The sequence below is a fragment of the Bradyrhizobium sp. WSM4873 genome (genome assembly GCF_055811355.1).
Genome location: NZ_JBVVPS010000016.1, coordinates 27,647 through 48,746, shown reverse-complemented (window position 1 = coordinate 48,746; position 21,100 = coordinate 27,647). Strand labels below are relative to the sequence as shown.

Genomic DNA, 21,100 nt, shown 5'->3' with positions numbered 1-21,100 from the left:
CATGAACTTCGACGATACCCCGCAGGAAGCTGAATTTCGCGCCACTGCCCGCGCCTGGATCGCGGCCAATGCGCCCAAGCAGTACGAGGAGGAGCTTCGCAAGTCCTCGCTCGGCCGCACGCAATTGAAGAACGCCAACATTCTGGAAGTGGCAAAGGCCTGGCAAAAGAAGAAGGCCGATGCCGGATGGGCCTGCCTGCATTGGCCGAAGGAGTATGGTGGCCGCGGCTCGTCGCCGATCGAACGTGTGATCTGGCAGCAGGAAGAGGGGCCGTTCGGTCAGCTATCCCGCATGTTCATCATCGGCCACGGCATGTGCGGGCCGACCATGATGGCGTTCGCGCGCGAGGAGCATAAGCGCGCCTATCTGCCGCCGCTCGCCTCCGGCGAAAAGGTCTGGTGCCAGCTGTTCTCCGAACCGGCCGGCGGCTCCGACGTTGCGGGCCTGCGCACGCGCGCCGAGAAGGATGGCGATGACTGGGTGATCAACGGCCAGAAGATCTGGACGTCGGGCGCGCATTATTCCGATTACGGCATTTTGCTCACCCGCACCGATCCGACCGTGCCCAAACACAAGGGCCTCACCATGTTCTTCCTGGACATGAAGAGCCCGGGCGTCGAGGTGCGGCCGATCAAGCAGGCGAGCGGCGCTTCCGACTTCAACGAGGTCTATTTCACCAACGTCCGCATTCCCGATCACCAGCGCCTCGGCGAGGTCGGTGACGGCTGGAACGTCTCGCTGACCACGCTGATGAACGAGCGCAGCGCGATCGGCGCGGCGGTCTCGACCGGCTTCCCCGAGCTGTTCGACTATTGCTCGAGCCTAGTGCTGGACGATGGCCCGGCAATCGAGGACCGCGCGGTGCGCTCGAAGCTGGCGAGCTGGGCCGTGAAGGCGAGCGGGCTGAAATACACCAGCATGCGCGCGATCTCGGCGCTGTCGAAGGGCGAGCGGCCGGGACCGGAAAATTCCATCGGCAAGCTGGTGGCGGGATCGATGATCCAGGATGTCGCGACCTACGCACTGGATTTGCAGGGTGCGGGCGGAGTGGTCAGCGGCGAGGATGCCGAACTCGCCGGCCGCTTCCAGGCGATGCTGCTGCGCGCGCCGGGTACCCGCGTCGAAGGCGGCACCGACGAGATCATGCGCAACATCATCGCCGAGCGGGTGTTGGGCCTGCCCGGCGACATCAGGGTCGACAAGGACGTGCCGTTCAACAAGATCCCGACGAAGGGAAGAGGCTGATCGTGTCCCGGACGCGGTGCGGTACGAAGTACCGCGCCGCAGAGCCGGGACCCAGGAGGCCGCAATGGGCCCCGGCTCTGCAGCGCACCGCTTCGCGCTGCGCAGCGTCCGGGGCACGAGAGAGGAGAGTTCGAAGATGAATTTCGACGACACCCCGCAGGAAGCCGCATTCCGCGAGACCGCGCGCAAATGGGTCGAGGCTAATGCGCCGAAGGAGTTTTTGGCCGAGCTGTCAAAATCCTCGCTCGGCCGCATCCGGCTCGCCAACCACGACATCGTCGATGTCGGCAAGGCCTGGCAGAAGAAGAAGGCCGAAGGCAACTGGGCCTGCCTGCATTGGCCCAAGGAATATGGCGGCCGGGGTGCAACGCCGATCGAGCGGGTGATCTGGCAGCAGGAGGAAGGCGTCTATGGCAAGCTGACGCAGCCGTTCCAGATCGGCGAGGGCATGTGCGGCCCAACCGTGATGGCTTTTGGCAGCGAGGACGCCAAGCGGCGCCATTTGCCGAAGCTCGCCGCGGGCGAGGAGATCTGGTGCCAGCTGTTCTCCGAGCCGTCGGCGGGCTCCGACGTCGCAGGCTTGCGCACGCGCGCGGAGAAGAAGGGCGACAATTGGGTTGTCACCGGCCAGAAGATCTGGACCTCGGGTGCGCACTATTCCGACTACGGACTTTTGATTGCGCGCACCGATCCCAATGTACCCAAGCACAAGGGGCTCACCATGTTCTTCCTGGACATGAAGAGCCCCGGCGTCGAGGTGCGGCCGATCAAGCAGGCCAACGGCATGCAGGAGTTCAACGAGGTCTATTTCACCGACGTCGTCATTCCCGACAGCCAGCGCCTCGGCGCGATCGGCGAGGGCTGGAGCGTCTCGCTGACCACGTTGATGAACGAGCGGATGTCGATTGGCTCGCGGCTTGCGACCGGCGTCCCCGAGATGTTCGAGTTCTGCTCCAATCTGATGCTGGAGGATGGCCTCGCCATCGACGATCCCGCCGTGCGCTCAAAACTTGCGAGCTGGGCGGTGAAGTCGAGCGGGCTGAAATACACCAGCTACCGCGCGATCTCGGCGCTGTCCAAGGGCGAGCGGCCGGGCCCGGAGAATTCGATCGGCAAGCTCGTCTCCGGCATGATGCTGCAGGACATCGCGACCTATGCCATGGACCTCCAGGGCGCGGCCGGCGTTCTCACCGGCACGGATGAAGAGACCGTGCAGGGTCAGTTCCAGCAGATGCTACTGTCGTCGCCCTCGATGCGCATCGCGGGCGGCACCGACGAGATTTTGCGCAACATCATCGCCGAGCGCGTGCTGGGATTGCCGGGCGACATCCGCGTCGACAAAGACGTGCCGTATAACAAGATTCCGGCCAAGGGACGGTGATCTAGCCTCTCGCTGCATCTCGTAAGGTGGGCAAAGCGAAGCGTGCCCACCATATGCAGATGCGCCGAGGTAAGTCTGTCGGTGGGCACGGCGCTATGCGCCTTTGCCTACCCTACGAGAAGAGTGCGAGCTGATCCATGGACGCTGCAGTCAATCAGAACAACCGCATTGGCGTGCTCGAAGAGCTGCTCAACGAGCGCTACTCGGTGCGCGCCTTCCTGGCCAAGGAAGTTGATCGCTCGACGATCGAACATTTGCTGACCACCGCGCAACGCACGGCGTCGTGGTGCAACAGCCAGCCCTGGCAGGTCGTCATCGCCAGCGGCGAGGCCAAGGAGCGTTTCCGCAGGCTGATCTACAAGGAGGCTTCGGGCGGTCTCGGGGACGACTATGATTTCCCGCCGCCGCGCGAATATCTCGGCGCCTATCTCGAGCGTCGTCGCGAGAGCGGTTTTCAGCTCTACAACACGCTCGGGATCGCGCGCGGAGACAAGATGGCCTACGCGAAGCAGGCGCTGGAGAACTACAATTTCTTCGGTGCGCCGCATGTGGCCATCATCCACACCGACGAGCCGCTCGGCATCTACGGTGCGATCGATTGCGGCGCCTATGTCTCGAACTTCATGCTGGCCGCGCAGGCGCTCGGGCTCGGCACGATTCCGCAGGCAGCGCTTGCGCGCCACTCCGGCCTGATCCGCTGCCATTTCAATCTGCCTGATGATCGCCGCATCGTTTGCGGCATTTCGTTCGGCTATGCCGACAATGCCCACAAGGTCAACAGCTACCGCACGTCGCGTGCGAGCGTGGCCGAGACCGTGACCTTCGTGGACGAGTGATCGAGGCGGCGCAGGCACGCATCAAGTTTCACGCTTCAGATATACGAAGACGGCCGCGGAAGCGGCCGCCTTCATCGCGGTCTCAGTCCGATTGACGCCGGCCGTCAGCCGCCGCTGCCGCCGATCACGGCGCGAATGGTCTCGTCGGGCCCGAAATCCTCGGCGCCGTCGACATAGAGCAGCGCCGCGAGCTTGGAGCGCGCACGGTTGACGCGGCTCTTGATCGTGCCGACTGCGCAGCCGCAGATCGAAGCCGCGTCCTCATAGGAGAAGCCGGAGGCGCCGACGAGGATCAGCGCTTCACGTTGGTCCTGCGGAAGCTTGTCGAGCGCCGTGCGGAATTCCTCGAACTCGAGATGGGCGTTCTGCGAGGGCTGCGTCTTCAGCGTCTTGGCATAGTTGCCTTCGGCATCTTCGACTTCCCGCCGTCGCTTGCGATAGTCGGAGCGGAACAGGTTGCGCAGGATCGTGAACAGCCACGCCGGCAGGTTGGAGCCGGGCTGGAACGAGTCGATGTTGGCGAGCGCGCGCAACAGCGTCTCCTGGACCAGATCGTCGGCGCGATCGGCATTGCCGCTGAGCGAAATGGCGAACGCGCGCAGGCTGGGCACGGCCGCCAGGATGTCGTTACGCAGGGAGTCCGTGAGAGGCATCAATCCCTCCCATTGTTGTCGTTAGAGCCGCCACCATTTTCCACTTGGGGTGCCGCTCCCGGCGCATCAAGTTTCTTGATCAGTTCCGCGAACCGGTCCGGAACCCCCTGCCGCACCACGTCGTCGTACATGGCGCGCAGCTGGTGCCCGATCCGGGATTGGATCTCCGGAGTGAGCCCTCCCTTGCCGGGGGTCGTGCTTTTGCTGGCTTGAGACTTGAGATCTTTCATGACCTGTTCCACGTTTCCCCGAGTTAAGTAGCTGTAAAATCGAGAAGTTCTCTCAACCGGGAGCCGTTCCCTGGATAGGCTCAATGCGAGTTGCGAGAAAAAGTTCCGCCCCTATGCGGAACTTTTCTCCGCCTGAGGCGTAATCAACCCAGCAGGGGAACCCGGGCCCCCCGCCTAACGCCTGCACGTCAAGGTCGGCCCGAAGATATATGGAGTGGGGATGTCCCGTTCACAGCTCGTTGCTGAACACTTGCCGTTGTTGCGCCGGTACGCACGCGCCCTGACCGGCAGCCAGTCCTCCGGTGACGCCTATGTCGCAGCCATGTTGGAAGCCATGCTGGGAGATCCGTCGGTGCTCGACGAGAGCCACGGGCCGCGCGCCGGCCTGTTCCGGCTGTTCACCCAGATATGGAATTCCGTTTCGGTCAACGACGATTCCGAGGTGACGAACCTGCCGATGCCGCCCGAGCGGCGGCTGTCGAACATCACGCCGTTGCCGCGGCAGGCCTTCCTGCTGCTCTCGCTCGAGGGATTCTCGGAAGAAGAGGTCGGCTATATTCTCGGCACCGACGTCGGCGAGACGCGCCGGCTTGCAGATGCCGCAGGGCGTGAGATGGCCGCCGAGATCGCCACCGACGTGCTGATCATCGAGGATGAGACCTTCATCGCCATGGATCTGGAGAGCCTGGTGAAGAATCTCGGCCACAATGTCGTTGGCGTCGCCCGCACCCACGCCGATGCGGTCGCCCTGGCCAAGAACAAGCGGCCCGGGCTGATCCTCGCCGACATCCAGCTCGCCGACGGCTCGTCGGGCCTCGACGCCGTCAATGAGCTGCTCCGCACCTTCGAAGTGCCGGTGGTGTTCATCACGGCGTACCCGGAGCGCTTCCTCACCGGCGAGCGTCCCGAGCCGGCGTTCCTGATCTCAAAGCCGTTCCAGCCGGCGATGGTGTCGGCGGTGGCGAGCCAGGCGCTGTTCTTCCAGCGCAACTCCCGCAACCGCGCGCCGAAGGTGCCGGCGGCGTAACTGCGACCGGCATTTGACGAAATCCGATCCGGCGTACCGCAAGGTGCGCCGGATTTTCGTTGACCGGCTTGCCACGCTTGACGGCTATCGAATTCGCCGCTCATACCTCATGCAGCGGCTGCGTTGCAGCCGCGCTGCCATCGGAGAAGTGTTCATGGACCAGCAACTCCTCGATCGTCTCGCCATCCGCGACCTCGTCGAGAACTGGGCGGTGTGGCGGGACGCCGGCGACTGGGAGCGCTTTGCCACGGTCTGGCATGAAGAGGGCTGGATGTCCGCCACCTGGTTTCAGGGGCCGGCGCGGGATTTCATGCGGGTCAGCCAGGAGGGGTTCGCCAAGGGCGTGCGCATCCTGCATTTCCTCGGCGGCTGCAGTATCGACCTCGAGGGGGCGCGCGCCATCGCGCAGACCAAGATGACCATCTCGCAGCGCGCGCCGGTGCACGACGTGCCCTGCGACGTCGTCTGCACCGGGCGCTTCTACGATTTCCTGGAGAAGCGGCAGGAAAAATGGGGCATCGTCCGCCGCCAGCCGATCTACGAGAAGGACCGGATCGACCCGGTCGATCCCGCCGCGACACTTCAGCTCGACCAGAAAGCCCTTGCCGCGCTCCCGGAAGGCTACCGCCACCTCGCCTACATGCAGGAGCTGATCGGCTACAAGGTCAAGCGCGACATGCCGGGCCTGACCGGGCCCGAGGTCGAGAAGCTCTATGGGGAGGGGCGGGAGTGGCTCGCGGGGAAGGGGAACTGAACGCCAGACAAAAGTAAGGCGCGACTGGCATCACCACAGTCGCGCCCTACGTCGCCGGCTTATGGGGCAGGGGGGAATAGCCGGCTGTTGAGACGACTCCCGTCCGCGAAAGTCGTTCCAGGCGGTTGCGAAATTTTTCGTGGGAATTTTTCGCGGCGGCGTGCCTTTTTCGCACACGGTTAAGTGATCTTAACGACTGAGAACTCCCGGTCACCTCCTCGCGTTGTTCCCGCGATCGCCATGGGGCGAGGGACCGACAACCATGTCACAGATTCAAAAGGTATTTTTAGGTGCCGTCGCGATCGCCGCGACGCTTGGCGCCGTCCAGGTCGGCGCCGTGCAGCTGGCGTCCGGCCATGATCTGGCCGACCGCTGGCAGCCGGTCGCTGACAAGCCGGGCCATAACGTCAATCGCTCCAGCAAAGCCGACCGGCTGGCCGAGATCAAGCAGGCTGAGGTTCCGACCCGCACCGTGTCGATGCGGCTGAACGATCTGACCGACACGTCGGTGCTGCTGCGGGTCCCCGCGGTGATCGAGACCGGCAACGCCAAGCCGCCGGTGTTGCTCCCGGACCAGAAGCAGATCCGCAAAAAGCCGACGATCGCCTGCGAGCCGATGGTGAGCTCCTTGACCGAGGTCGCAAAACTGCTCCAGCCCGGCCGCTGCGTGACCTGACCGGCGTTTGCCACGGACAAGTCGCCCTCCCCCCGGAGGGCGATTGCTGACGTCCACTTGATCCCCCGCCCCCTCGCGTTGTATCCCGGGTTTCTTCCCCTTTCGATTGACCGGGTAAACGCATGACGACGTCAGACACGGCTGTGCATACGCAGCCCTTCCAGGCCGAGGTTTCCGAGCTTTTGCACCTGATGGTGCATTCCGTCTATTCCGAGACCGATATCTTCCTGCGCGAGCTCGTCTCCAACGCATCGGATGCCTGCGACAAGCTGCGCTATGAGGCCATCGCTACTCCGGCGCTGCTGGGCGAAGGCGACGCGCTCAAGATCCGGATCATTCCGAACAAGACGGCTGGAACGCTTGCGATCGCCGACAACGGCATCGGCATGGAGCGGCAGGAGCTGATCGACCACCTCGGCACCATCGCCCGCTCGGGCACCAAGGCCTTCGTATCGAAGCTCAAGGAGGCCAAGGATGGCCTCGGCCTGATCGGCCAGTTCGGCGTCGGCTTCTATTCCGCCTTCATGGTCGCCGACAAGATCGTCGTGGTCAGCCGCCGCGCCGGCGAGAGCGACGTGTGGACCTGGACGTCCACAGGCGGGTCGGGCTTCGAGATCGCGCGTGCCAGCGAGGAGGATGCGGGCCGCGTGCAGCGCGGCACCGAGATCGTCCTGCATCTCAAGGACGATGCGAAGAAATATCTCGAAGCTTACGAGATCGAGCGCATCGTCGGCGCTTATTCCGACAACATCCTCTTCCCCATCGAGCTCGTGCCTGAAGAGGGTGAACCGCGCCAGATCAATTCTGCCAGCGCGCTCTGGCAGCGCTCGAAATCCGAGCTCACGCCGGAAGACTACAAGAAGGCCTATCAGCAGATCGCCTCCGCCTTCGACGATCCCGCGATGACGCTGCATTATCGCGCGGAGGGGCGTTACTCCTACGCCGTGCTGCTGTTCGCGCCGTCGACCAAACCGTTCGACCTGTTCGAGCCGAACCGCAAGGGGCGCGTCAAGCTGTATGTCCGCCGCGTCTTCATCACCGACGATGCCGATCTGCTGCCGGGCTACCTCCGCTTCATCCGCGGCGTCGTCGACAGCGAGGATCTCCCGCTCAACATCTCCCGCGAGATGCTTCAGAACAATCCGCAGCTCGCGCAGATCCGCAAGGCCGTGGCGACCCGCGTATTGTCCGAGCTCGAAAGCCTGGCGGAGAAGGATCCGGAGAACTTCGCGAAGATCTGGGAGGCCTTCGGCGCGGTGCTGAAGGAAGGCATCTACGAGGATTTCGAGCGCCGCGAAAAGCTGCTCGCGTTGTCGCGTTTCACCACGACCTCGGGCGAGAAGCGCTCGCTCAAGGACGTCATCGCCGATTTCAAGCCGAACCAGACCGAGATCTATTATCTCGTCGGCGACAGCATCGACCGGCTGAAGTCGAACCCCAGGCTCGAGGCTGCGACTGCGCGCGGCATCGAAGTGCTGCTGCTGTCCGATCCCGTCGACGCCTTCTGGACCTCGATGCCCTCGGAGTTTGACGGCAAGCCGCTGAAGTCGCTGAGCCAGGGCGATCTCAATCTCGACCTGATCCCGCGCGTCGACGAGGCCGACGAGGCGAAAAAGGACGAGCCGCCCGCCGACGAGGCCGCCAGCATCGCGATGATCAAGGCCGCGCTCGGCGAGCGCGTCAGCGACGTCAAGGCCTCGACGCGTCTTACCAGCTCCGCTTCCTGCCTCGTCGCCGACAGCCAGGGCCCGAGCCGCGAGCTCGAGCGCATCCTGGCTCAGCAGAACCGTGGCATGCGCACCAAGCCGATCCTCGAGATCAACCTGCGCCATCCGCTGGTGACGGCGATCACGAAGGCTCAGGCCGGCTCCAAGACGGTTGACGATCTCAGCCTGCTCCTGCTCGAACAGGCGCAGATTCTGGACGGCGAGCTGCCGGAGGACCCTGCGGCGTTTGCGGCCAGACTGAACCGGCTGGTGTTGCAGGGGCTCGGCGGGTAGCCGGCGCAGGACATATGTGCCGCCGCGCTCATTCCGCCGCGTGATCCTTCTGCTCATCGCACGCGACGGTGGCTTGCGGCTTCTTCTCCATCCAGCGCGAGAGCAGGTCGGAGAAGCGGTCGAGGTAGAGGTAGACGACCGGGGTCGTGAACAGCGTCAGCGCCTGGCTTACGAGAAGGCCGCCGACCATCGCATAACCGAGCGGTTGGCGGATTTCGGAGCCGGTGCCGCTTCCGAGCATCAGCGGCACGCCGCCTAGCAGGGCGGCCATCGTTGTCATCATGATCGGGCGAAAGCGCAGCAGCGCCGCCTGGCGGATCGATTGCTCCGGGGTGAGATGCTGCTCGCGTTCGGCCGCGATGGCGAAATCCACCATCATGATGCCGTTCTTCTTGACGATGCCGATCAGGAGAATGACTCCGATCAGGGCAATGAGACTGAAGTCGAAGCCGAAGATCATCAGGATCGCGACGGCGCCGACGCCAGCCGAGGGTAACGTGGACAGGATGGTCAGAGGATGAATGTAGCTCTCGTAGAGCACGCCCAGAATCAAATAGACCACAACCAGTGCGGCGAGGATCAGCAACGGCACGGTGCCGAGCGATTGCTGGAATGCCTGCGCGGTACCCTGAAAACTTGTTGCCAGCGCCGGCGGCGCGCGCATCTCGCGGACCGCGTGCAGCACCGCGTCGGTCGCCTGTCCCAGCGCCACGCCCTCGGCGAGATTAAAGCTGATCGTCACCGACGGAAATTGGCCTTGATGCGAGATCGCAAGCGGTCGCACGGGCACATTGGTCCAGTTGCAGAACACCGAGAGCGGCACCTCGTCGCCGGTAAGCGGTGATTTGAGATAGATCTTGTCGAGCGTACCGAGCTGGCCTTGCAGGTCCGGTGTGATCTCCAGGACGATGTGATAGCTGTTGGTCTGGGTAAAATATTGCGCGACCTGACGCTGGCCGAACGCGTCATAGAGGGTGTCGTCGATCAGCTGCGGGTGAATGCCGTAGCGTGCGGCGGTGTCGCGATTGATCCTGAGTTGAACCGTCGTGCCTTCGGTTTGCTGGTCGGTCGCGACGTCGCGCAGTTGCGGCAGCGTCTTCATCGCATCGAGGATTTTCGGCGCCCATTCGTTCAGTTCGGCGAGGTTAGCGTCCTGGAGCGTGAATTCGAACTGAGTGCGGGTGGCGCGGCCGCCGAGACGAACGTCCTGCGAGGCCTGCATATAGAGCTTGGCGCCCTCCACCTTGGCGATCTTGGGCCGCAGCCGCGCGATGATCTGCTGTGCGCCGGCATCGCGCTCCTCCAGCGGTTTCAAGGTGATGTACATGCGCCCCGAGTTCAGTGCCGTACCGCCGCCGCCGATGAACATCGCGATCGAATCGACGGCAGGGTCGGCCTGCACGATGGTGTTGAGTTCCACCTGGCGCCGTTTCATCTCGGCAAAGGAGATGTCCTGGGGCATCTCGGACACGGCTGTGAGGAAGCCGTTGTCCTGCTGCGGGAAGAAACCCTTCGGGATCAGGATGAAGAGGTAGATCGAGAGTGCTACGGTCGCGAAGAAGATGCAAAGCGTGACGAAACTGTGGCGCAGCGCGACGTCGAGCCCGCGTTCGTAGGCGCCGAGCACCCTTTCGAACATCCGCTCGCTCCACTGGTAGAAGCGGCCGTGCCGGGCCTCATGGTTGGCGCGCAGGAAGCGCGAGGCCATCATCGGCGTCAGGGTCAGCGACACCACCAGAGAAACAAGGATCGCCATCGCCAGCGTGACCGCGAATTCGCGGAACAGCCGGCCGATGATGCCGCCCATCAGGAGCAACGGGATCAGCACCGCGATGAGAGAGATGCTGATCGAGACGATCGTAAAGCCGATTTCGGCCGCGCCCTTGTAGGCCGCAGCAAGCGGCCTCTCGCCCTGCTCGACGTAACGGGTGATGTTCTCCAGCATCACGATGGCGTCGTCCACCACGAAGCCGACCGCGATCGTCAGCGCCATCAAGGAGAGGTTGTCCAGCGAATAGCCGAAGACCCACATCAGCGAGCAGGCTCCCAGTAGCGCTAGCGGCACCGTGATGCTCGGGATGATCGTCGCCCAGAAGCTGCGGAGGAAGATGAAGATCACCATCACCACGAGCGCGATAGTGGTCATGAGCGTGATCTGTACGTCCTCGACGGCGGCGCGGATGGTGATGGTGCGGTCGCTGATGACCTTGATCGAGATCGCGGGCGGGATGGCCGCGACCAGCCGCGGCAGCTGCGCCTTGATGCGATCGACGGTCTCGATGACGTTGGCGCCGGGTTGCTTGAAGATGACGAGGAACACGCCGCGCTTGCCGTCGGCCCAAGCCGCCGTCTTCATGTCCTCCGGCCCTGCCACGGCCTCACCGATGTCGCGGATCCGCAATGGAGCGCCGTTGCGATAGGCGACGATGACGTCCTGCCAATGCTGGGCTTGGGTGAGCTGGTCGTTGGCGTAGATCGTGTAGGCGCGCTTGGCCCCGTCGATGCTGCCCTTCGGGCTGTCGGCGGTCGCTGCCGCGATCTGGGCGCGCACGTCCTCCAGCGACAGGCCCTTGGCGACGAGCTTGGCCGGATCGATCTGTATGCGTACGGAGGGTTTCTGCTGTCCGCCGACGAACACTTGGGCGACGCCGGATAACTGGCTGATCTGTTGCGCGAGCTGCGCATCGGTGCGGTCGCTGACGACGGTCAGCGGCAGCGTGTCGGACGTCGCGGACAGGATCATCACCGGCGAGTCCGCCGGGTTGACCTTGCGATAGGTGGGAGGCGAGGGCAGGTTCTTCGGCAATTGGCCGCTCGCTGCATTGATCGCTGCCTGCACATCGTTGGCGGCGGCGTCGATCTTGCGGTTGAGGTCGAACTGAATCGTGATCGACGCCGAACCCAGTGAGCTGGTCGACGTCATCTGCGTGATGCCGGGGATCTGTGCGAGCTGGCGTTCGAGCGGCTGCGCCACGGAAGAGGCCATGGTCTCGGGGCTGCCGCCGGGGAGCGAAGCCGAGAGCTGAATGGTCGGAAAGTCGACCTGAGGCAGCGGTGCAACCGGCAGCAGAGGATAGGCCACGAGGCCTACGAACAGGATGCCCGCCATCAGCAGTGAGGTGCCGATCGGATAGCGGATGAACGGAGACGAGAAGCTCTCTTGCATGCCCTGACACCACAGCCCTGGCCAGCGCATCTTCTCCCCGCGCACAGCGGAGTCGCGCCCGAGAGCGCAAGTGCGTTTCCTTCAGCCCATTTGCCTGTTGATTGCCCTGGAACATCGTCGGTCCGGGCCGGCGTTGTGATCGAAAGACTAGTACGTTCGCTTCGGCCAGCGAACGGATTCCTGCGCTGGATGCTTTGCGACCTTTGTCGAAGGAGAGCTGCACCGAGTTATGCGTTCCGCGCAGGCCGGAAAACTGGGTGCTTTCCACTTCCGCATCTTTGCGGCGCGATGTCTCACCCATTTCGTCGCGTGTCACAAGCCGGAGAGGTATGAAATAGGAACAATCGCTTCTGCCGCGCAGTTGTGCCATATCGAAATGACATAACGCGTGCCGTTGCCACCGATTCGAGGAATGTCCGATGCGCCTGCCGATCCTGACCCTCACCGCAATTGTTACGCTGTTCGCGGCGGCAGATGCCAGCGCCCAGACCTATGATCCGCGTTACCCGGTGTGCATGCACGTCTATATGCCCGGCGGCTTCGGCGGTGGCGGCGGCGATTATTTCGATTGCTCCTTTACCTCACTGCCGCAGTGCCGTGCCACGGCTTCGGGTCGCTCGGCAAGCTGTGACGTCAATCCCTACTATGCGTTCGACCAACCCCCGCCGGGGCCCCGCCGGCGCCACAAGAAGGTGCACTAGCGTTCTGCAATGCGGCTTTCAGGGGGAATTCTTATGCGTCGCTTATTCAGCCTGATCATGACCGTCGGTGCCCTGCTCACGGCCGCGCCGTCGCATGCGCAGACCTTCGATCCGCGCTATCCCGTCTGCATGCACGTCTATTCCGGTGCGAACGGTGGCGGCGGGGAGTGGTACGATTGCTCTTTCACCTCAGTGCCGCAGTGCCAAGCTACCGCTTCGGGCCGCTCCGCTAGCTGCGATCTCAATCCGTATTATCCGTTCAACGCATCGCCGCAGCGCTTGCGCCATCAGCGAGGCTAGCGCTGCGCGGATCCAGCGCTTCCGCTTCGCGTGCAGACGCTACTCCTTCCGGATGCCCGACAGCTCCACCACCTTACGCCAGCGGTCTGTTTCCGCCGTCAGCATGCCGCCGAATTCACCGGCATTGCCGTGCAGCGGGATCGCGCCGAGCCCGGCGATGCGGGACTTGATCTCCGCATCGGACAGCGCGGCGTCGATCTCGCGGTTGAGGAGATCAACGATCTCGCGCGGCGTGTCGTGCGGAGCGCCGACACCGTAGAACGAACTCGTTTCGTAGCCGGTGAGCGTGTCCGCGATCGATGGCACGTCCGGCAGAATCTGCGAGCGCTCGCGCGTGGTGAGGCCGAGCGCGCGCAGCTTGCCGGCGTGCACGAGCTCGAAGGATGAAGTAACGTTGTCGAACATGCCCTGGATCTGGCCGCTCATCACGTCGGTCAATCCGGGAGCCGAGCCGCGATAGGGCACGTGGATGAACTGCACACCGGCCAGCGACTTGAACAGCTCTCCGGAGAGATGCAGCGAGGTGCCGATGCCGGATGAGGCGATCGACATCTTGCCGGGATTGGTCTTGGCGTAGGCGATGAAGTCGGCGACGCTGGTCACCGGCAGGTCGTTGTTGACGACCAGCACCAGCGGAATTCGTGCGACGCCGGCGACCGGCGCGATGCCCCGGGCGAAATCATACGGCAGCGCCGGGTCGAACGAGGCGTTGATGGCGTTCGCGGTCGAGGTCAGCAGCAGGGTGTGACCATCGGGGGCGGACGCGATCACCGCCTGCGTCCCGATATTGCTGCCGGCGCCAGGCTTGTTTTCGACGACGAAGGTCTGGCCGAGCCGGTCGGAGAGGCGCTGGCAGAGCAGCCGCGACAGCACGTCGGTGGCCCCGCCCGGCGCATAGGGCACCACCCATTTCACGCTGTGCGAGGGATAGGAGGGATTCCCGATCGCGAAGGCACGTGGCGTGCCGAGCACGGTTGCGGCAGAGGCCGCAGCCTGAAGGAAATGTCGCTTGGTGATCATCACACTCTCCAGTTCACCTCGCCGCAAGCAGGGCGAGGGGACACGCGCAACGCGCCCCGACAGGTGGCTTTGCTATTGCAAGAATTGCGATGTCGCGCACGCCGATCCCACCGGTTTGGTAAAGGATGACTAGAGTTAATCGCGCACTAACCCGGTTTTACCCTGTCTCTTAACATCTGGGCAGGGCGTGCGAGCTAAGCTGCCGGGAACAGCAGACACGTTCCGAAAGAATGAACGGCATGACAACCGGCGTGATCGAACCACCAAAAGCCGGGCGCGCACCTTCGGCTTCGAAAATCTGGCTGAAGGCGATCGAGCTCACTGCACGGATCGAGACGCTGCCGGGCCGGCTGTTCGCCGACGTCGTCGACGATTGGGCGCAGCGCCAACCCGATCGCATTGCGCTGGCCACCGATGACACGAGCCTCGACTATGAGGGGCTTTCGAAACGCATCAATCGTTATGCGCGGTGGGCGCGCTCGGCCGGTGTAGCCAAGGGCGACACTGTCGCGCTGATCATGCCGAACGGCATCGACTATGTCGCGGCCTGGCTCGGCATCAGCCGCGTCGGCGGCGTGGTGGCGTTGATCAACACCAAGCTCGTCGGCCAGTCGCTCGCGCATTGCATCCGAGTCGCAAGGCCCGCTCACATCATTGTCGTGCACGAACGCAAGGATGCGCTGGACGACGCGTCGCCGCAGCTGAAGACGGAAGCAAAGGTCTGGACCCATGGCGATGCTCGCTGCGAGCGTGCGATCGATGTCGCGCTTGCCGCCCTCGATGACGGGCCGCTTTCGCCGGACGAGCGAGGCGACGTCACCATCGGCGACCGCGCCCTGCTGATCTACACCTCCGGCACGACCGGCCTGCCGAAAGCCGCAAGCATCAGCCACCGCCGCATCCTCAACTGGGGCTTTTGGTTCGCCGGCCTCACCGGTGCGACGCCGCAGGATCGGCTCTACGATTGCCTGCCGCTGTTCCACTCGGTCGGCGGCATCGTCGCGCCATGCAGCATGCTCGCCGCCGGCGGTTCGGTGGTGATCGCGGAAAAATTCTCAGCATCAAATTTCTGGCCCGACGTCGTGCGCCACGACTGCACGTTGTTTCAATATATCGGCGAGCTCTGCCGTTACCTGCTCAAGGCGCCGCCGTCGGAATACGAGAACCGGCATCGCCTCCGACTCGTCTGCGGGAACGGCCTGCGCGGTGACATCTGGGACGATTTTCAGGCGCGTTTCGCCATTCCGCGCATCCTCGAATTCTACGCGGCGACCGAAGGCAATTTCTCGCTGTTCAACGTCGAGGGCCAGCCCGGCGCGATCGGCCGCGTTCCGCCGCTGCTCGCGCATCGCTTCCCTGCAGGTCTCGTCAAGCTCGACCCTGATAACGGCGCGCCGCTGCGCAATGCGGAGGGGTTTTGTATTCCCTGCGCGCGCGGCGAAGCCGGCGAAGCCATAGGCCGCATCGGCACGGCGAATGAGGGCGGCGGTCGCTTCGAGGGCTACACCGAGGCGAGCGAGACCGAGAAGAAGATCCTGCGCGATGTCTTTGCTAAGGGCGATTCCTGGTTCCGCACCGGCGACCTGATGCGGCTCGACGAGAAGGGCTTCTTCCACTTCGTCGACCGCATCGGCGACACCTTTCGCTGGAAGGGCGAGAACGTCGCGACTTCGGAGGTCAATGACGCCGTGCGCGACTTCAGCGGCGTGGTCGACGCCACCACCTACGGCGTCAGCATCCCCGGCACCGACGGCCGCGCCGGCATGAGCGCGATCGTGGTAAACGAGGGCTTCGCCGTCGAGGCGCTGCCCGCCCATCTCGCACAGCGCCTGCCGGCCTATGCTCATCCCGTCTTCATACGCATCTCGCGTGAGCTCGACGCGACCGAGACGTTCAAGCAAAAAAAGGGCGAGCTCGCGCGCGAGGGGTTTGATCCGGGCGCGGTCTCCGACCCGCTGTTCATGTTGGACCCGAACACCGGCGCCTATGTCGCGCTGGACGCGGAGACGTATGCGCAAATCAACGAGGGTACGATCCGGCTCTAGCTCCCGAAAATTCGGAGATAAGTCCAATTTTATCCGAATTGTCCAAGAAGCCATTTACTTCTGTCGGGTAAACAAGCGGCCAAGGGAGGCGGTCATCAAGAGCCGCCGGAACACGAACGACAACAGAAGCGAGCCAGCCATGTCCGTACGGTCTAAGGTCATTGAAGCGATCCAGCAGATCGCCAAGGAACAGCACGTCGCGCTTCCCGCACTCTCGGACGATCTGTCCCTGCACGAGACGGGCTTCGACTCGCTCGCCTTCGCCATCCTGGTGGCGCGCCTCGAGGACGAGACCGGCGTCGACCCCTTTACCATCTCCGAGGACGCAGCGTTCCCCGCCACCGTGGGCGATTTCGTGCGAGCCTACGAAAATGTCCCCGCGTGAGATCTTTGCGCTTCGCGACCATCTCGGCGCGGAGCTGACCGGCCGCACGCTGTCGGATGCGCGCGATGTCGTGTCGCTGACGGATATCCTGTCGCAGACGGTCCTGGGTGGACGCTTGGGCGAGCTGTCCGGTCGCGCGGTGCTGCTGAAATTGTCCGACCAGCTCCGGTCGGGTCTTGCCATGATCGAGCTCGACGGTATCGCGCGCCGCATGCTGCTGTGCCCGCCCGATCTCAACCCCGCGCATCTCGATGCGCTGATGGCGGATGCCGGGATTGATGCCGTCGTCACCGACGAGCCCGATCGCTGGGCCGAGACCGGCGTGCCGCTGGTCGTCACCGCACAGCTGCCGCTTCAAGCCACCGCGCCGGCCAGGACCGAACGCGCCACGGAATGGCTGATGCTCACTTCGGGCACGTCGGGCGTGCCGAAAATCGCCGGCCATACGTTGGAGGCACTTACCGGGGCGATCGTTGCCGAGGGCCCCGCGAAGGGGCCCGCGCCAGTGTGGGCGACGTTCTACGACATCCGCCGCTATGGCGGCCTGCAGATATTCCTCCGCGCCGTCCTCTCCGGCGGATCGATGGTGCTGTCCGATCCGCATGAGGCGCTCGGCGATCACGTCACGCGGCTGAACGCGCGCGGCGTCTCCCATATCTCCGGCACGCCCTCGCACTGGCGCAAGCTGTTGATGAGTGGCTCGGCCGCGCGATTCGCGCCGCGCTACGTCCGCCTCTCCGGCGAGATCGCCGACCAGGCGGTGCTGGACGGCTTGAAGGCGGCGTTCCCGAATTCCTCCGTCGGCCATGCCTATGCATCGACCGAGGCCGGCGTCGGCTTTGCCGTCAATGACGGGCTGGAGGGCTTTCCGGCCGACTATCTCGGCAACCGCAACGGCGTCGAGATGAAGGTCGTCGACGGCTCGCTCCGTATCCGTTCGACCCGCACAGCGCACGCCTATATCGGCCGCGACGCGGCCGCGCTCACCGATGCGGACGGGTATGTCGATAGCGGCGATATCGTCGAATTGCGCGGCGACCGCTACTATTTCGTCGGCCGCCGCGGCGGCATCATCAATATCGGTGGGCTGAAGGTTCACCCCGAAGAGATCGAGGCGGTGATCAACCGTCATCCCGACGTGCGGATGTCGCGGGCGAAGTCACGCAAGAGCCCGATCACCGGCGGCATCGTCGTCGCCGACGTGATCCTGGCCGATGGCACCGATCCGGCGCGCGCGAAAGAGATCCGCGACCAGATCCTGGATCAGTGCCGCGCGCAGCTCGCGTCCCACAAGGTGCCGGCGGTGATCCGCTTCGTCGAAGCGCTCGACGTCACCCCGGCCGGCAAACTGGCGCGCATCGATGCATAATGTTCTCGTCACGGGTGGTAGCCGCGGCATCGGCCTTGCGATCGGCCAGCGGCTTGTCGATGGCGGCTACAACGTGATCGCGGCGGCGCGGCGCGAGAGCGACGAGCTCAAGAGGGCGATTGCCGGGTCGGAAGGGCGTCTCCATTTCCGCGCCTGCGACCTCGCCGTGATCGATGCGATTCCCGCTTTCGCAAAACTCGTGCGCGATGAATTCGGCCCGATCTACGGCCTCGTCAACAATGCCGGCCTCGGCACCGAAGGCCTGCTCGCGACCATGCACAATTCCGAGATCGAGGCGCTGGTGCAGCTCAACGTGCTGTCGCCAATCATTCTCACCAAATATGTCGCGCGCCAGATGATGGCCGACGGCGCCGGCCGCATCATCAACATCTCCTCGATCATTGCGACGACCGGCTATAACGGCCTCTCGGTTTACGGTGCGACCAAGGCCGCCGCCACCGGCTTCACCCGTTCGCTCGCGCGCGAGGTCGGCAAGCTCGGCATCACCGTGAACGCGATCGCGCCGGGTTTCATCGACACCGAGCTGACGCACAACCTGTCCGACGACAGCCGCAAGCGCATCGCCGGCCGCAGCGCGCTACGCCGCCTGCCGGAGACCGACGACGTCGCGCGGATGGTGGAATATCTGTTGGGCGAGGGCGGTCGCAATGTGACGGGTACCGTGTTCACGGTCGACGCGGGCAACACGGCCTAGGCGGAACTTCACCGCCACAATTGCATTGATCCGGCGCAATGACATCATCCGGATTTGGTCGTAAGATCCCGCGCAATCGATTGGGTTACGTCAATCGATCTGCCCTAATCGTTAGGGAGCAGTCCATGACCGCTTCGAGCCAGATCAAGGCGTCGGCAAAGCCATCTTGCGCACAGCAAAGCGACGTTCACAGCCAGGCCGTTCACTGCGAGCCGATGTCTCATCAAAATTCCGGTGACCACGGTTACGAAATGTATCCGCAGAAATTCGTGCGTCTGGTCGGCTGCCACGACGTCCCCTCATCGGCGCCGCGTAAGCGCGAGGGCGAGAAGCTGCACTAGACATTCAGGTCCGGTGCTTCGGCAGGTCAATCCGTTCGTGTGAGAACTCCGGCGGGCCGTCGGTCAGGCGGCGGATCCTGCGCTCGCGTTCGTCTTCAGATAGGGCAGGATCGAGCAGTCCCTCGAGTTCATGCACCGCAAGCTCTTCGATCCTGGTGGCATCCGAAGCGAGCGGGTGCCCTGGCGGTAGTGCCGGGGGCGCGACCTTCAGGCCCAGCTCGACCAGCTGACGGATGGCATCTGAGCGCGACAGGTGATGGGTTTCGGCCCAACTATCGACGGCGGCGGTCAGGCTTTCCGGCATCTTCACCGCGCTGATCGGATCACGCCCAGTGCGCCGGCTTACCGGAGCGATGGAGTCCTTCCCGTCGAAGTCGGACACGTCGATGTTCCCGCGCAATCATGTCAGATCATCGAGACTAGACGCCATTTGCGGCCCGCTGTTTGATGCCGATCAATGACCTTCTGTGGCATTGCAGCGGTCCTCATCTTGTTGTCCGGGTCCATTTCGGCCAATGGTTGCGAGGGCGCGCCCCCGGGCGAACCCGGATCGATCCTGCTACGTATGTCTTTTGGACGCGCGTCCCAACCATCCGGCATCATCCGATGACATCAGCCTTTTATAGCGGCATTCCGGTCTTTCGCGGCTTCACCAGCCTGATGGACCCCGCTTTGTATTCGCCGCTACCCGACGACTGGAGCGTCGGCGTTGCCGACATCGTGGATTCGACCAAGGCCATCGCGGCGCAGCGCTACAAGGCGGTGAACATGGCCGGTGCCGCAGTGATCGCGGCCGTGACGAACGCATTGGAGGGACGCGAATTTCCCTTCGTGTTCGGCGGCGACGGCGCGAGTTTTGCGGTCGCACCTAATGATCTCGAACTGGCTCGCAAGGCTTTGGCTGCGACCGCGACCTGGGTCCGGGAAGATCTCGATTTGCGGATGCGCGTCGCGCTGGTGCCGGTGGGCGCCATCCGCGCGCAGGGCCTCGACGTGCGCGTCGCGCGCTTCGGTCCGTCGGCCAATTTGTCCTATGCGATGTTTTCTGGCGGCGGGCTCGCCTGGGCGGACGCAGCGATGAAGCGCGGCGAGTTTGCGATCACCGAAGCGCCCGCGGGCACGCAGCCCGATCTCTCCGGCCTGTCCTGCCGCTTCGAGGTGATTCCGGCTGCGCGCGGCCTGATCCTGTCCGTGCTGGTGATGCCGGCCCAGGGGGCCGACCCGCGGGTCTTCCGCAAGGTGATCGAGGACGTCATCCGTCTCGTCGAGCGCAGCCCGGACGCCGGTCGGCCCGTGCCGCCACAAGGGCCGCCGCTGACATGGCCGCCGCAGGGGTTGGAATATGAGGCGCGCACCATGCGCGGAGGTCCGCTGCTCGCACGCCGCGCCCGCGCGCTGGCCTACACGCTTTTCGTCTATCTGATCATGCGCTTCGATCTCAAGGTCGGCGGCTTCGTGCCGAAGCTCTATACACGGCAGGTCGTGGAGAACTCCGATTTCCGAAAATATGACGACGGCCTGCGCATGATCCTCGACTGTACGCCGGAGCTCGAACGGGCGCTGAGCGATCGCCTCGCGACTGCCGCGCGCGACGGCATCGTGCGTTACGGCCTCTACCAGCAGGACGCTGCGATGATGACCTGCTTCACCCCGTCGGCGTTGCGCAGCGATCACGTCCATTTTATCGATGGCGCGCGGGGCGGCTATGCCTCGGCGGCGACGGCGCTGAAGGCGATGATGGCGTGAAGCGCTAGCGTCCCGCCCGGGTCCACGTTTCGCCGCCGCAGAGCGCGCCGACGCAGCCTTCGACCCGCAGCGAGTCCGCTGATATCACGGTAACGCTGCTCGCATAGGTGCTGCCGTCGTCGGCATTGTAGATCTGGCCCGACCATTTGTTCGGCCCTGAAGGCTGCATGCCGCTGAACAATGGCAAGCCGATCATCGGGCGCCTGGCGAGGGCGGGATTGGGATTCTTGCTGTCGGTGGCGGGCTGGCCGGTCGCGGTGTCGTGGGGTTCACGCAGCCAGACGACATTGCCGCAGATGCCGCCGCCGCATTTGCTGATCTTGACGCGGGCATCGCCGGCCTGGGTCAGCCAGGTCCCGTCGGCGCTCTGCGCACGGGCGGCAGTCGCGCCAACGAGCGCAGCCAGAAGGACGATGAGTGCAGCGAATCTGGAAGTCATGGAGAAGCCCCGAAGTGGAGCGCCTCCATAGCAGCCCAGCAGGATAGTGCAACGCTGGATGGAATCACAT

The 21,100-nt window shown here is 64.1% G+C and carries 21 protein-coding genes; 15 read left to right on the top strand and 6 right to left on the bottom strand.

Features of this window, described 5'->3' with window-relative positions; all coding sequences use genetic code 11:
• The first annotated feature begins 1 nt into the window (after position 1).
• The 3 genes from AC0L21_RS21185 (at position 2) to AC0L21_RS21175 (ending at position 3,463) form a co-directional block, all read left to right on the top strand.
• On the top strand, positions 2–1,246 hold the full coding sequence (locus AC0L21_RS21185; protein WP_473263773.1) for an acyl-CoA dehydrogenase: 1,245 nt from the start codon (positions 2–4) through the stop codon (positions 1,244–1,246).
• 136 nt (positions 1,247–1,382) lie between these two features.
• Positions 1,383–2,627: an acyl-CoA dehydrogenase gene (locus tag AC0L21_RS21180; protein WP_473263772.1), complete on the top strand. Its 1,245-nt coding sequence runs from the start codon at positions 1,383–1,385 to the stop codon at positions 2,625–2,627.
• A 137-nt stretch (positions 2,628–2,764) separates the two neighbouring features.
• A complete protein-coding gene (locus AC0L21_RS21175) occupies positions 2,765–3,463 on the top strand; it encodes a nitroreductase (RefSeq protein WP_473263771.1) in 699 nt (232 codons plus the stop codon).
• Positions 3,464–3,567: 104 nt separating this feature from the next.
• On the opposite strand, the gene AC0L21_RS21170 is transcribed toward AC0L21_RS21175, so the two are convergent.
• Both AC0L21_RS21170 and AC0L21_RS21165 read right to left on the bottom strand, forming a co-directional pair.
• Positions 3,568–4,116 carry a sigma-70 family RNA polymerase sigma factor gene (locus AC0L21_RS21170; RefSeq protein ID WP_007597240.1) on the bottom strand — a complete coding sequence of 183 codons (549 nt, stop codon included), beginning with the start codon at positions 4,114–4,116 and terminating at the stop codon, positions 3,568–3,570.
• Positions 4,116–4,346 (bottom strand): NepR family anti-sigma factor, encoded by a 231-nt coding sequence (locus tag AC0L21_RS21165; protein ID WP_027565572.1) that lies wholly within the window; start codon positions 4,344–4,346, stop codon positions 4,116–4,118. The genes AC0L21_RS21170 and AC0L21_RS21165 overlap by 1 nt, the downstream gene beginning before the upstream one ends.
• Before the next feature lie 220 nt (positions 4,347–4,566).
• Between AC0L21_RS21165 and AC0L21_RS21160 the strand changes: the two genes are divergently transcribed.
• The 4 genes from AC0L21_RS21160 to htpG all read left to right on the top strand — a co-directional run bounded on the left by AC0L21_RS21160 (position 4,567) and on the right by htpG (position 8,803).
• Positions 4,567–5,373 carry a response regulator gene (locus AC0L21_RS21160; protein WP_007597237.1) on the top strand — a complete coding sequence of 269 codons (807 nt, stop codon included), beginning with the start codon at positions 4,567–4,569 and terminating at the stop codon, positions 5,371–5,373.
• Between the two features lie 154 nt (positions 5,374–5,527).
• Positions 5,528–6,127 (top strand): nuclear transport factor 2 family protein, encoded by a 600-nt coding sequence (locus AC0L21_RS21155; RefSeq protein ID WP_473263770.1) that lies wholly within the window; start codon positions 5,528–5,530, stop codon positions 6,125–6,127.
• Positions 6,128–6,389: 262 nt separating this feature from the next.
• On the top strand, positions 6,390–6,803 hold the full coding sequence (locus AC0L21_RS21150; RefSeq protein ID WP_473263769.1) for a hypothetical protein: 414 nt from the start codon (positions 6,390–6,392) through the stop codon (positions 6,801–6,803).
• Between the two features lie 122 nt (positions 6,804–6,925).
• The gene (gene htpG / locus AC0L21_RS21145; protein ID WP_473263768.1) at positions 6,926–8,803 is read left to right on the top strand and encodes a molecular chaperone HtpG; all 1,878 of its coding nucleotides are present in this window, start codon (positions 6,926–6,928) and stop codon (positions 8,801–8,803) included.
• A gap of 28 nt (positions 8,804–8,831) precedes the next feature.
• Here the strand turns inward: htpG and AC0L21_RS21140 are convergent, their stop codons facing one another.
• Entirely contained in the window at positions 8,832–11,969 is a 3,138-nt protein-coding gene (locus AC0L21_RS21140; protein ID WP_473263767.1) for an efflux RND transporter permease subunit, read from the bottom strand.
• Between the two features lie 419 nt (positions 11,970–12,388).
• On the opposite strand from AC0L21_RS21140, the gene AC0L21_RS21135 reads away from it, so the two are divergent.
• On the top strand, positions 12,389–12,670 hold the full coding sequence (locus tag AC0L21_RS21135; RefSeq protein ID WP_473263766.1) for a DUF3551 domain-containing protein: 282 nt from the start codon (positions 12,389–12,391) through the stop codon (positions 12,668–12,670).
• A 33-nt stretch (positions 12,671–12,703) separates the two neighbouring features.
• Complete coding sequence (locus tag AC0L21_RS21130) at positions 12,704–12,970, top strand: DUF3551 domain-containing protein (protein WP_473263765.1); 267 nt, start codon at positions 12,704–12,706, stop codon at positions 12,968–12,970.
• A gap of 39 nt (positions 12,971–13,009) precedes the next feature.
• Here the strand turns inward: AC0L21_RS21130 and AC0L21_RS21125 are convergent, their stop codons facing one another.
• Entirely contained in the window at positions 13,010–13,990 is a 981-nt protein-coding gene (locus AC0L21_RS21125; protein ID WP_473263764.1) for a Bug family tripartite tricarboxylate transporter substrate binding protein, read from the bottom strand.
• A gap of 230 nt (positions 13,991–14,220) precedes the next feature.
• Between AC0L21_RS21125 and AC0L21_RS21120 the strand changes: the two genes are divergently transcribed.
• The 5 genes from AC0L21_RS21120 (at position 14,221) to AC0L21_RS21100 (ending at position 18,845) form a co-directional block, all read left to right on the top strand.
• Positions 14,221–16,035, top strand: coding sequence for a long-chain-acyl-CoA synthetase (locus AC0L21_RS21120; protein WP_473263763.1), 1,815 nt, complete (start codon positions 14,221–14,223; stop codon positions 16,033–16,035).
• 139 nt (positions 16,036–16,174) lie between these two features.
• The gene (locus tag AC0L21_RS21115; RefSeq protein ID WP_007597226.1) at positions 16,175–16,420 is read left to right on the top strand and encodes an acyl carrier protein; all 246 of its coding nucleotides are present in this window, start codon (positions 16,175–16,177) and stop codon (positions 16,418–16,420) included.
• Positions 16,407–17,789 (top strand): class I adenylate-forming enzyme family protein, encoded by a 1,383-nt coding sequence (locus tag AC0L21_RS21110; protein ID WP_473263762.1) that lies wholly within the window; start codon positions 16,407–16,409, stop codon positions 17,787–17,789. Before AC0L21_RS21115 ends, AC0L21_RS21110 begins: the two co-directional genes overlap by 14 nt.
• Positions 17,782–18,504: an SDR family NAD(P)-dependent oxidoreductase gene (locus tag AC0L21_RS21105; protein ID WP_473263761.1), complete on the top strand. Its 723-nt coding sequence runs from the start codon at positions 17,782–17,784 to the stop codon at positions 18,502–18,504. Before AC0L21_RS21110 ends, AC0L21_RS21105 begins: the two co-directional genes overlap by 8 nt.
• Positions 18,505–18,629: 125 nt before the next feature.
• A complete protein-coding gene (locus AC0L21_RS21100; protein WP_473263760.1) occupies positions 18,630–18,845 on the top strand; it encodes a hypothetical protein in 216 nt (71 codons plus the stop codon).
• 4 nt (positions 18,846–18,849) lie between these two features.
• Here the strand turns inward: AC0L21_RS21100 and AC0L21_RS21095 are convergent, their stop codons facing one another.
• A complete protein-coding gene (locus AC0L21_RS21095; RefSeq protein ID WP_473263759.1) occupies positions 18,850–19,227 on the bottom strand; it encodes a ribbon-helix-helix domain-containing protein in 378 nt (125 codons plus the stop codon).
• 224 nt (positions 19,228–19,451) lie between these two features.
• On the opposite strand from AC0L21_RS21095, the gene AC0L21_RS21090 reads away from it, so the two are divergent.
• Entirely contained in the window at positions 19,452–20,591 is a 1,140-nt protein-coding gene (locus tag AC0L21_RS21090; RefSeq protein ID WP_473263758.1) for a DUF3095 domain-containing protein, read from the top strand.
• Between the two features lie 4 nt (positions 20,592–20,595).
• Here AC0L21_RS21090 and AC0L21_RS21085 read toward each other — a convergent pair whose 3' ends face one another.
• Positions 20,596–21,030: a DUF2147 domain-containing protein gene (locus tag AC0L21_RS21085; protein ID WP_473263757.1), complete on the bottom strand. Its 435-nt coding sequence runs from the start codon at positions 21,028–21,030 to the stop codon at positions 20,596–20,598.
• Positions 21,031–21,100 lie beyond the last annotated feature (70 nt).

Bases quoted from the DNA above. Each gene is read 5' to 3' on its own strand.
- AC0L21_RS21185 (WP_473263773.1), top strand. From the start codon at position 2: ATGAACTTCGACGATACCCCGCAGGAAGCTGAATTTCGCGCCACTGCC.
- AC0L21_RS21180 (WP_473263772.1), top strand. From the start codon at position 1,383: ATGAATTTCGACGACACCCCGCAGGAAGCCGCATTCCGCGAGACCGCG.
- AC0L21_RS21175 (WP_473263771.1), top strand. From the start codon at position 2,765: ATGGACGCTGCAGTCAATCAGAACAACCGCATTGGCGTGCTCGAAGAG.
- AC0L21_RS21170 (WP_007597240.1), bottom strand. From the start codon at position 4,116: ATGCCTCTCACGGACTCCCTGCGTAACGACATCCTGGCGGCCGTGCCC.
- AC0L21_RS21165 (WP_027565572.1), bottom strand. From the start codon at position 4,346: ATGAAAGATCTCAAGTCTCAAGCCAGCAAAAGCACGACCCCCGGCAAG.
- AC0L21_RS21160 (WP_007597237.1), top strand. From the start codon at position 4,567: ATGTCCCGTTCACAGCTCGTTGCTGAACACTTGCCGTTGTTGCGCCGG.
- AC0L21_RS21155 (WP_473263770.1), top strand. From the start codon at position 5,528: ATGGACCAGCAACTCCTCGATCGTCTCGCCATCCGCGACCTCGTCGAG.
- AC0L21_RS21150 (WP_473263769.1), top strand. From the start codon at position 6,390: ATGTCACAGATTCAAAAGGTATTTTTAGGTGCCGTCGCGATCGCCGCG.
- htpG (WP_473263768.1), top strand. From the start codon at position 6,926: ATGACGACGTCAGACACGGCTGTGCATACGCAGCCCTTCCAGGCCGAG.
- AC0L21_RS21140 (WP_473263767.1), bottom strand. From the start codon at position 11,969: ATGCAAGAGAGCTTCTCGTCTCCGTTCATCCGCTATCCGATCGGCACC.
- AC0L21_RS21135 (WP_473263766.1), top strand. From the start codon at position 12,389: ATGCGCCTGCCGATCCTGACCCTCACCGCAATTGTTACGCTGTTCGCG.
- AC0L21_RS21130 (WP_473263765.1), top strand. From the start codon at position 12,704: ATGCGTCGCTTATTCAGCCTGATCATGACCGTCGGTGCCCTGCTCACG.
- AC0L21_RS21125 (WP_473263764.1), bottom strand. From the start codon at position 13,990: ATGATCACCAAGCGACATTTCCTTCAGGCTGCGGCCTCTGCCGCAACC.
- AC0L21_RS21120 (WP_473263763.1), top strand. From the start codon at position 14,221: ATGAACGGCATGACAACCGGCGTGATCGAACCACCAAAAGCCGGGCGC.
- AC0L21_RS21115 (WP_007597226.1), top strand. From the start codon at position 16,175: ATGTCCGTACGGTCTAAGGTCATTGAAGCGATCCAGCAGATCGCCAAG.
- AC0L21_RS21110 (WP_473263762.1), top strand. From the start codon at position 16,407: ATGTCCCCGCGTGAGATCTTTGCGCTTCGCGACCATCTCGGCGCGGAG.
- AC0L21_RS21105 (WP_473263761.1), top strand. From the start codon at position 17,782: ATGCATAATGTTCTCGTCACGGGTGGTAGCCGCGGCATCGGCCTTGCG.
- AC0L21_RS21100 (WP_473263760.1), top strand. From the start codon at position 18,630: ATGACCGCTTCGAGCCAGATCAAGGCGTCGGCAAAGCCATCTTGCGCA.
- AC0L21_RS21090 (WP_473263758.1), top strand. From the start codon at position 19,452: ATGACATCAGCCTTTTATAGCGGCATTCCGGTCTTTCGCGGCTTCACC.
- AC0L21_RS21085 (WP_473263757.1), bottom strand. From the start codon at position 21,030: ATGACTTCCAGATTCGCTGCACTCATCGTCCTTCTGGCTGCGCTCGTT.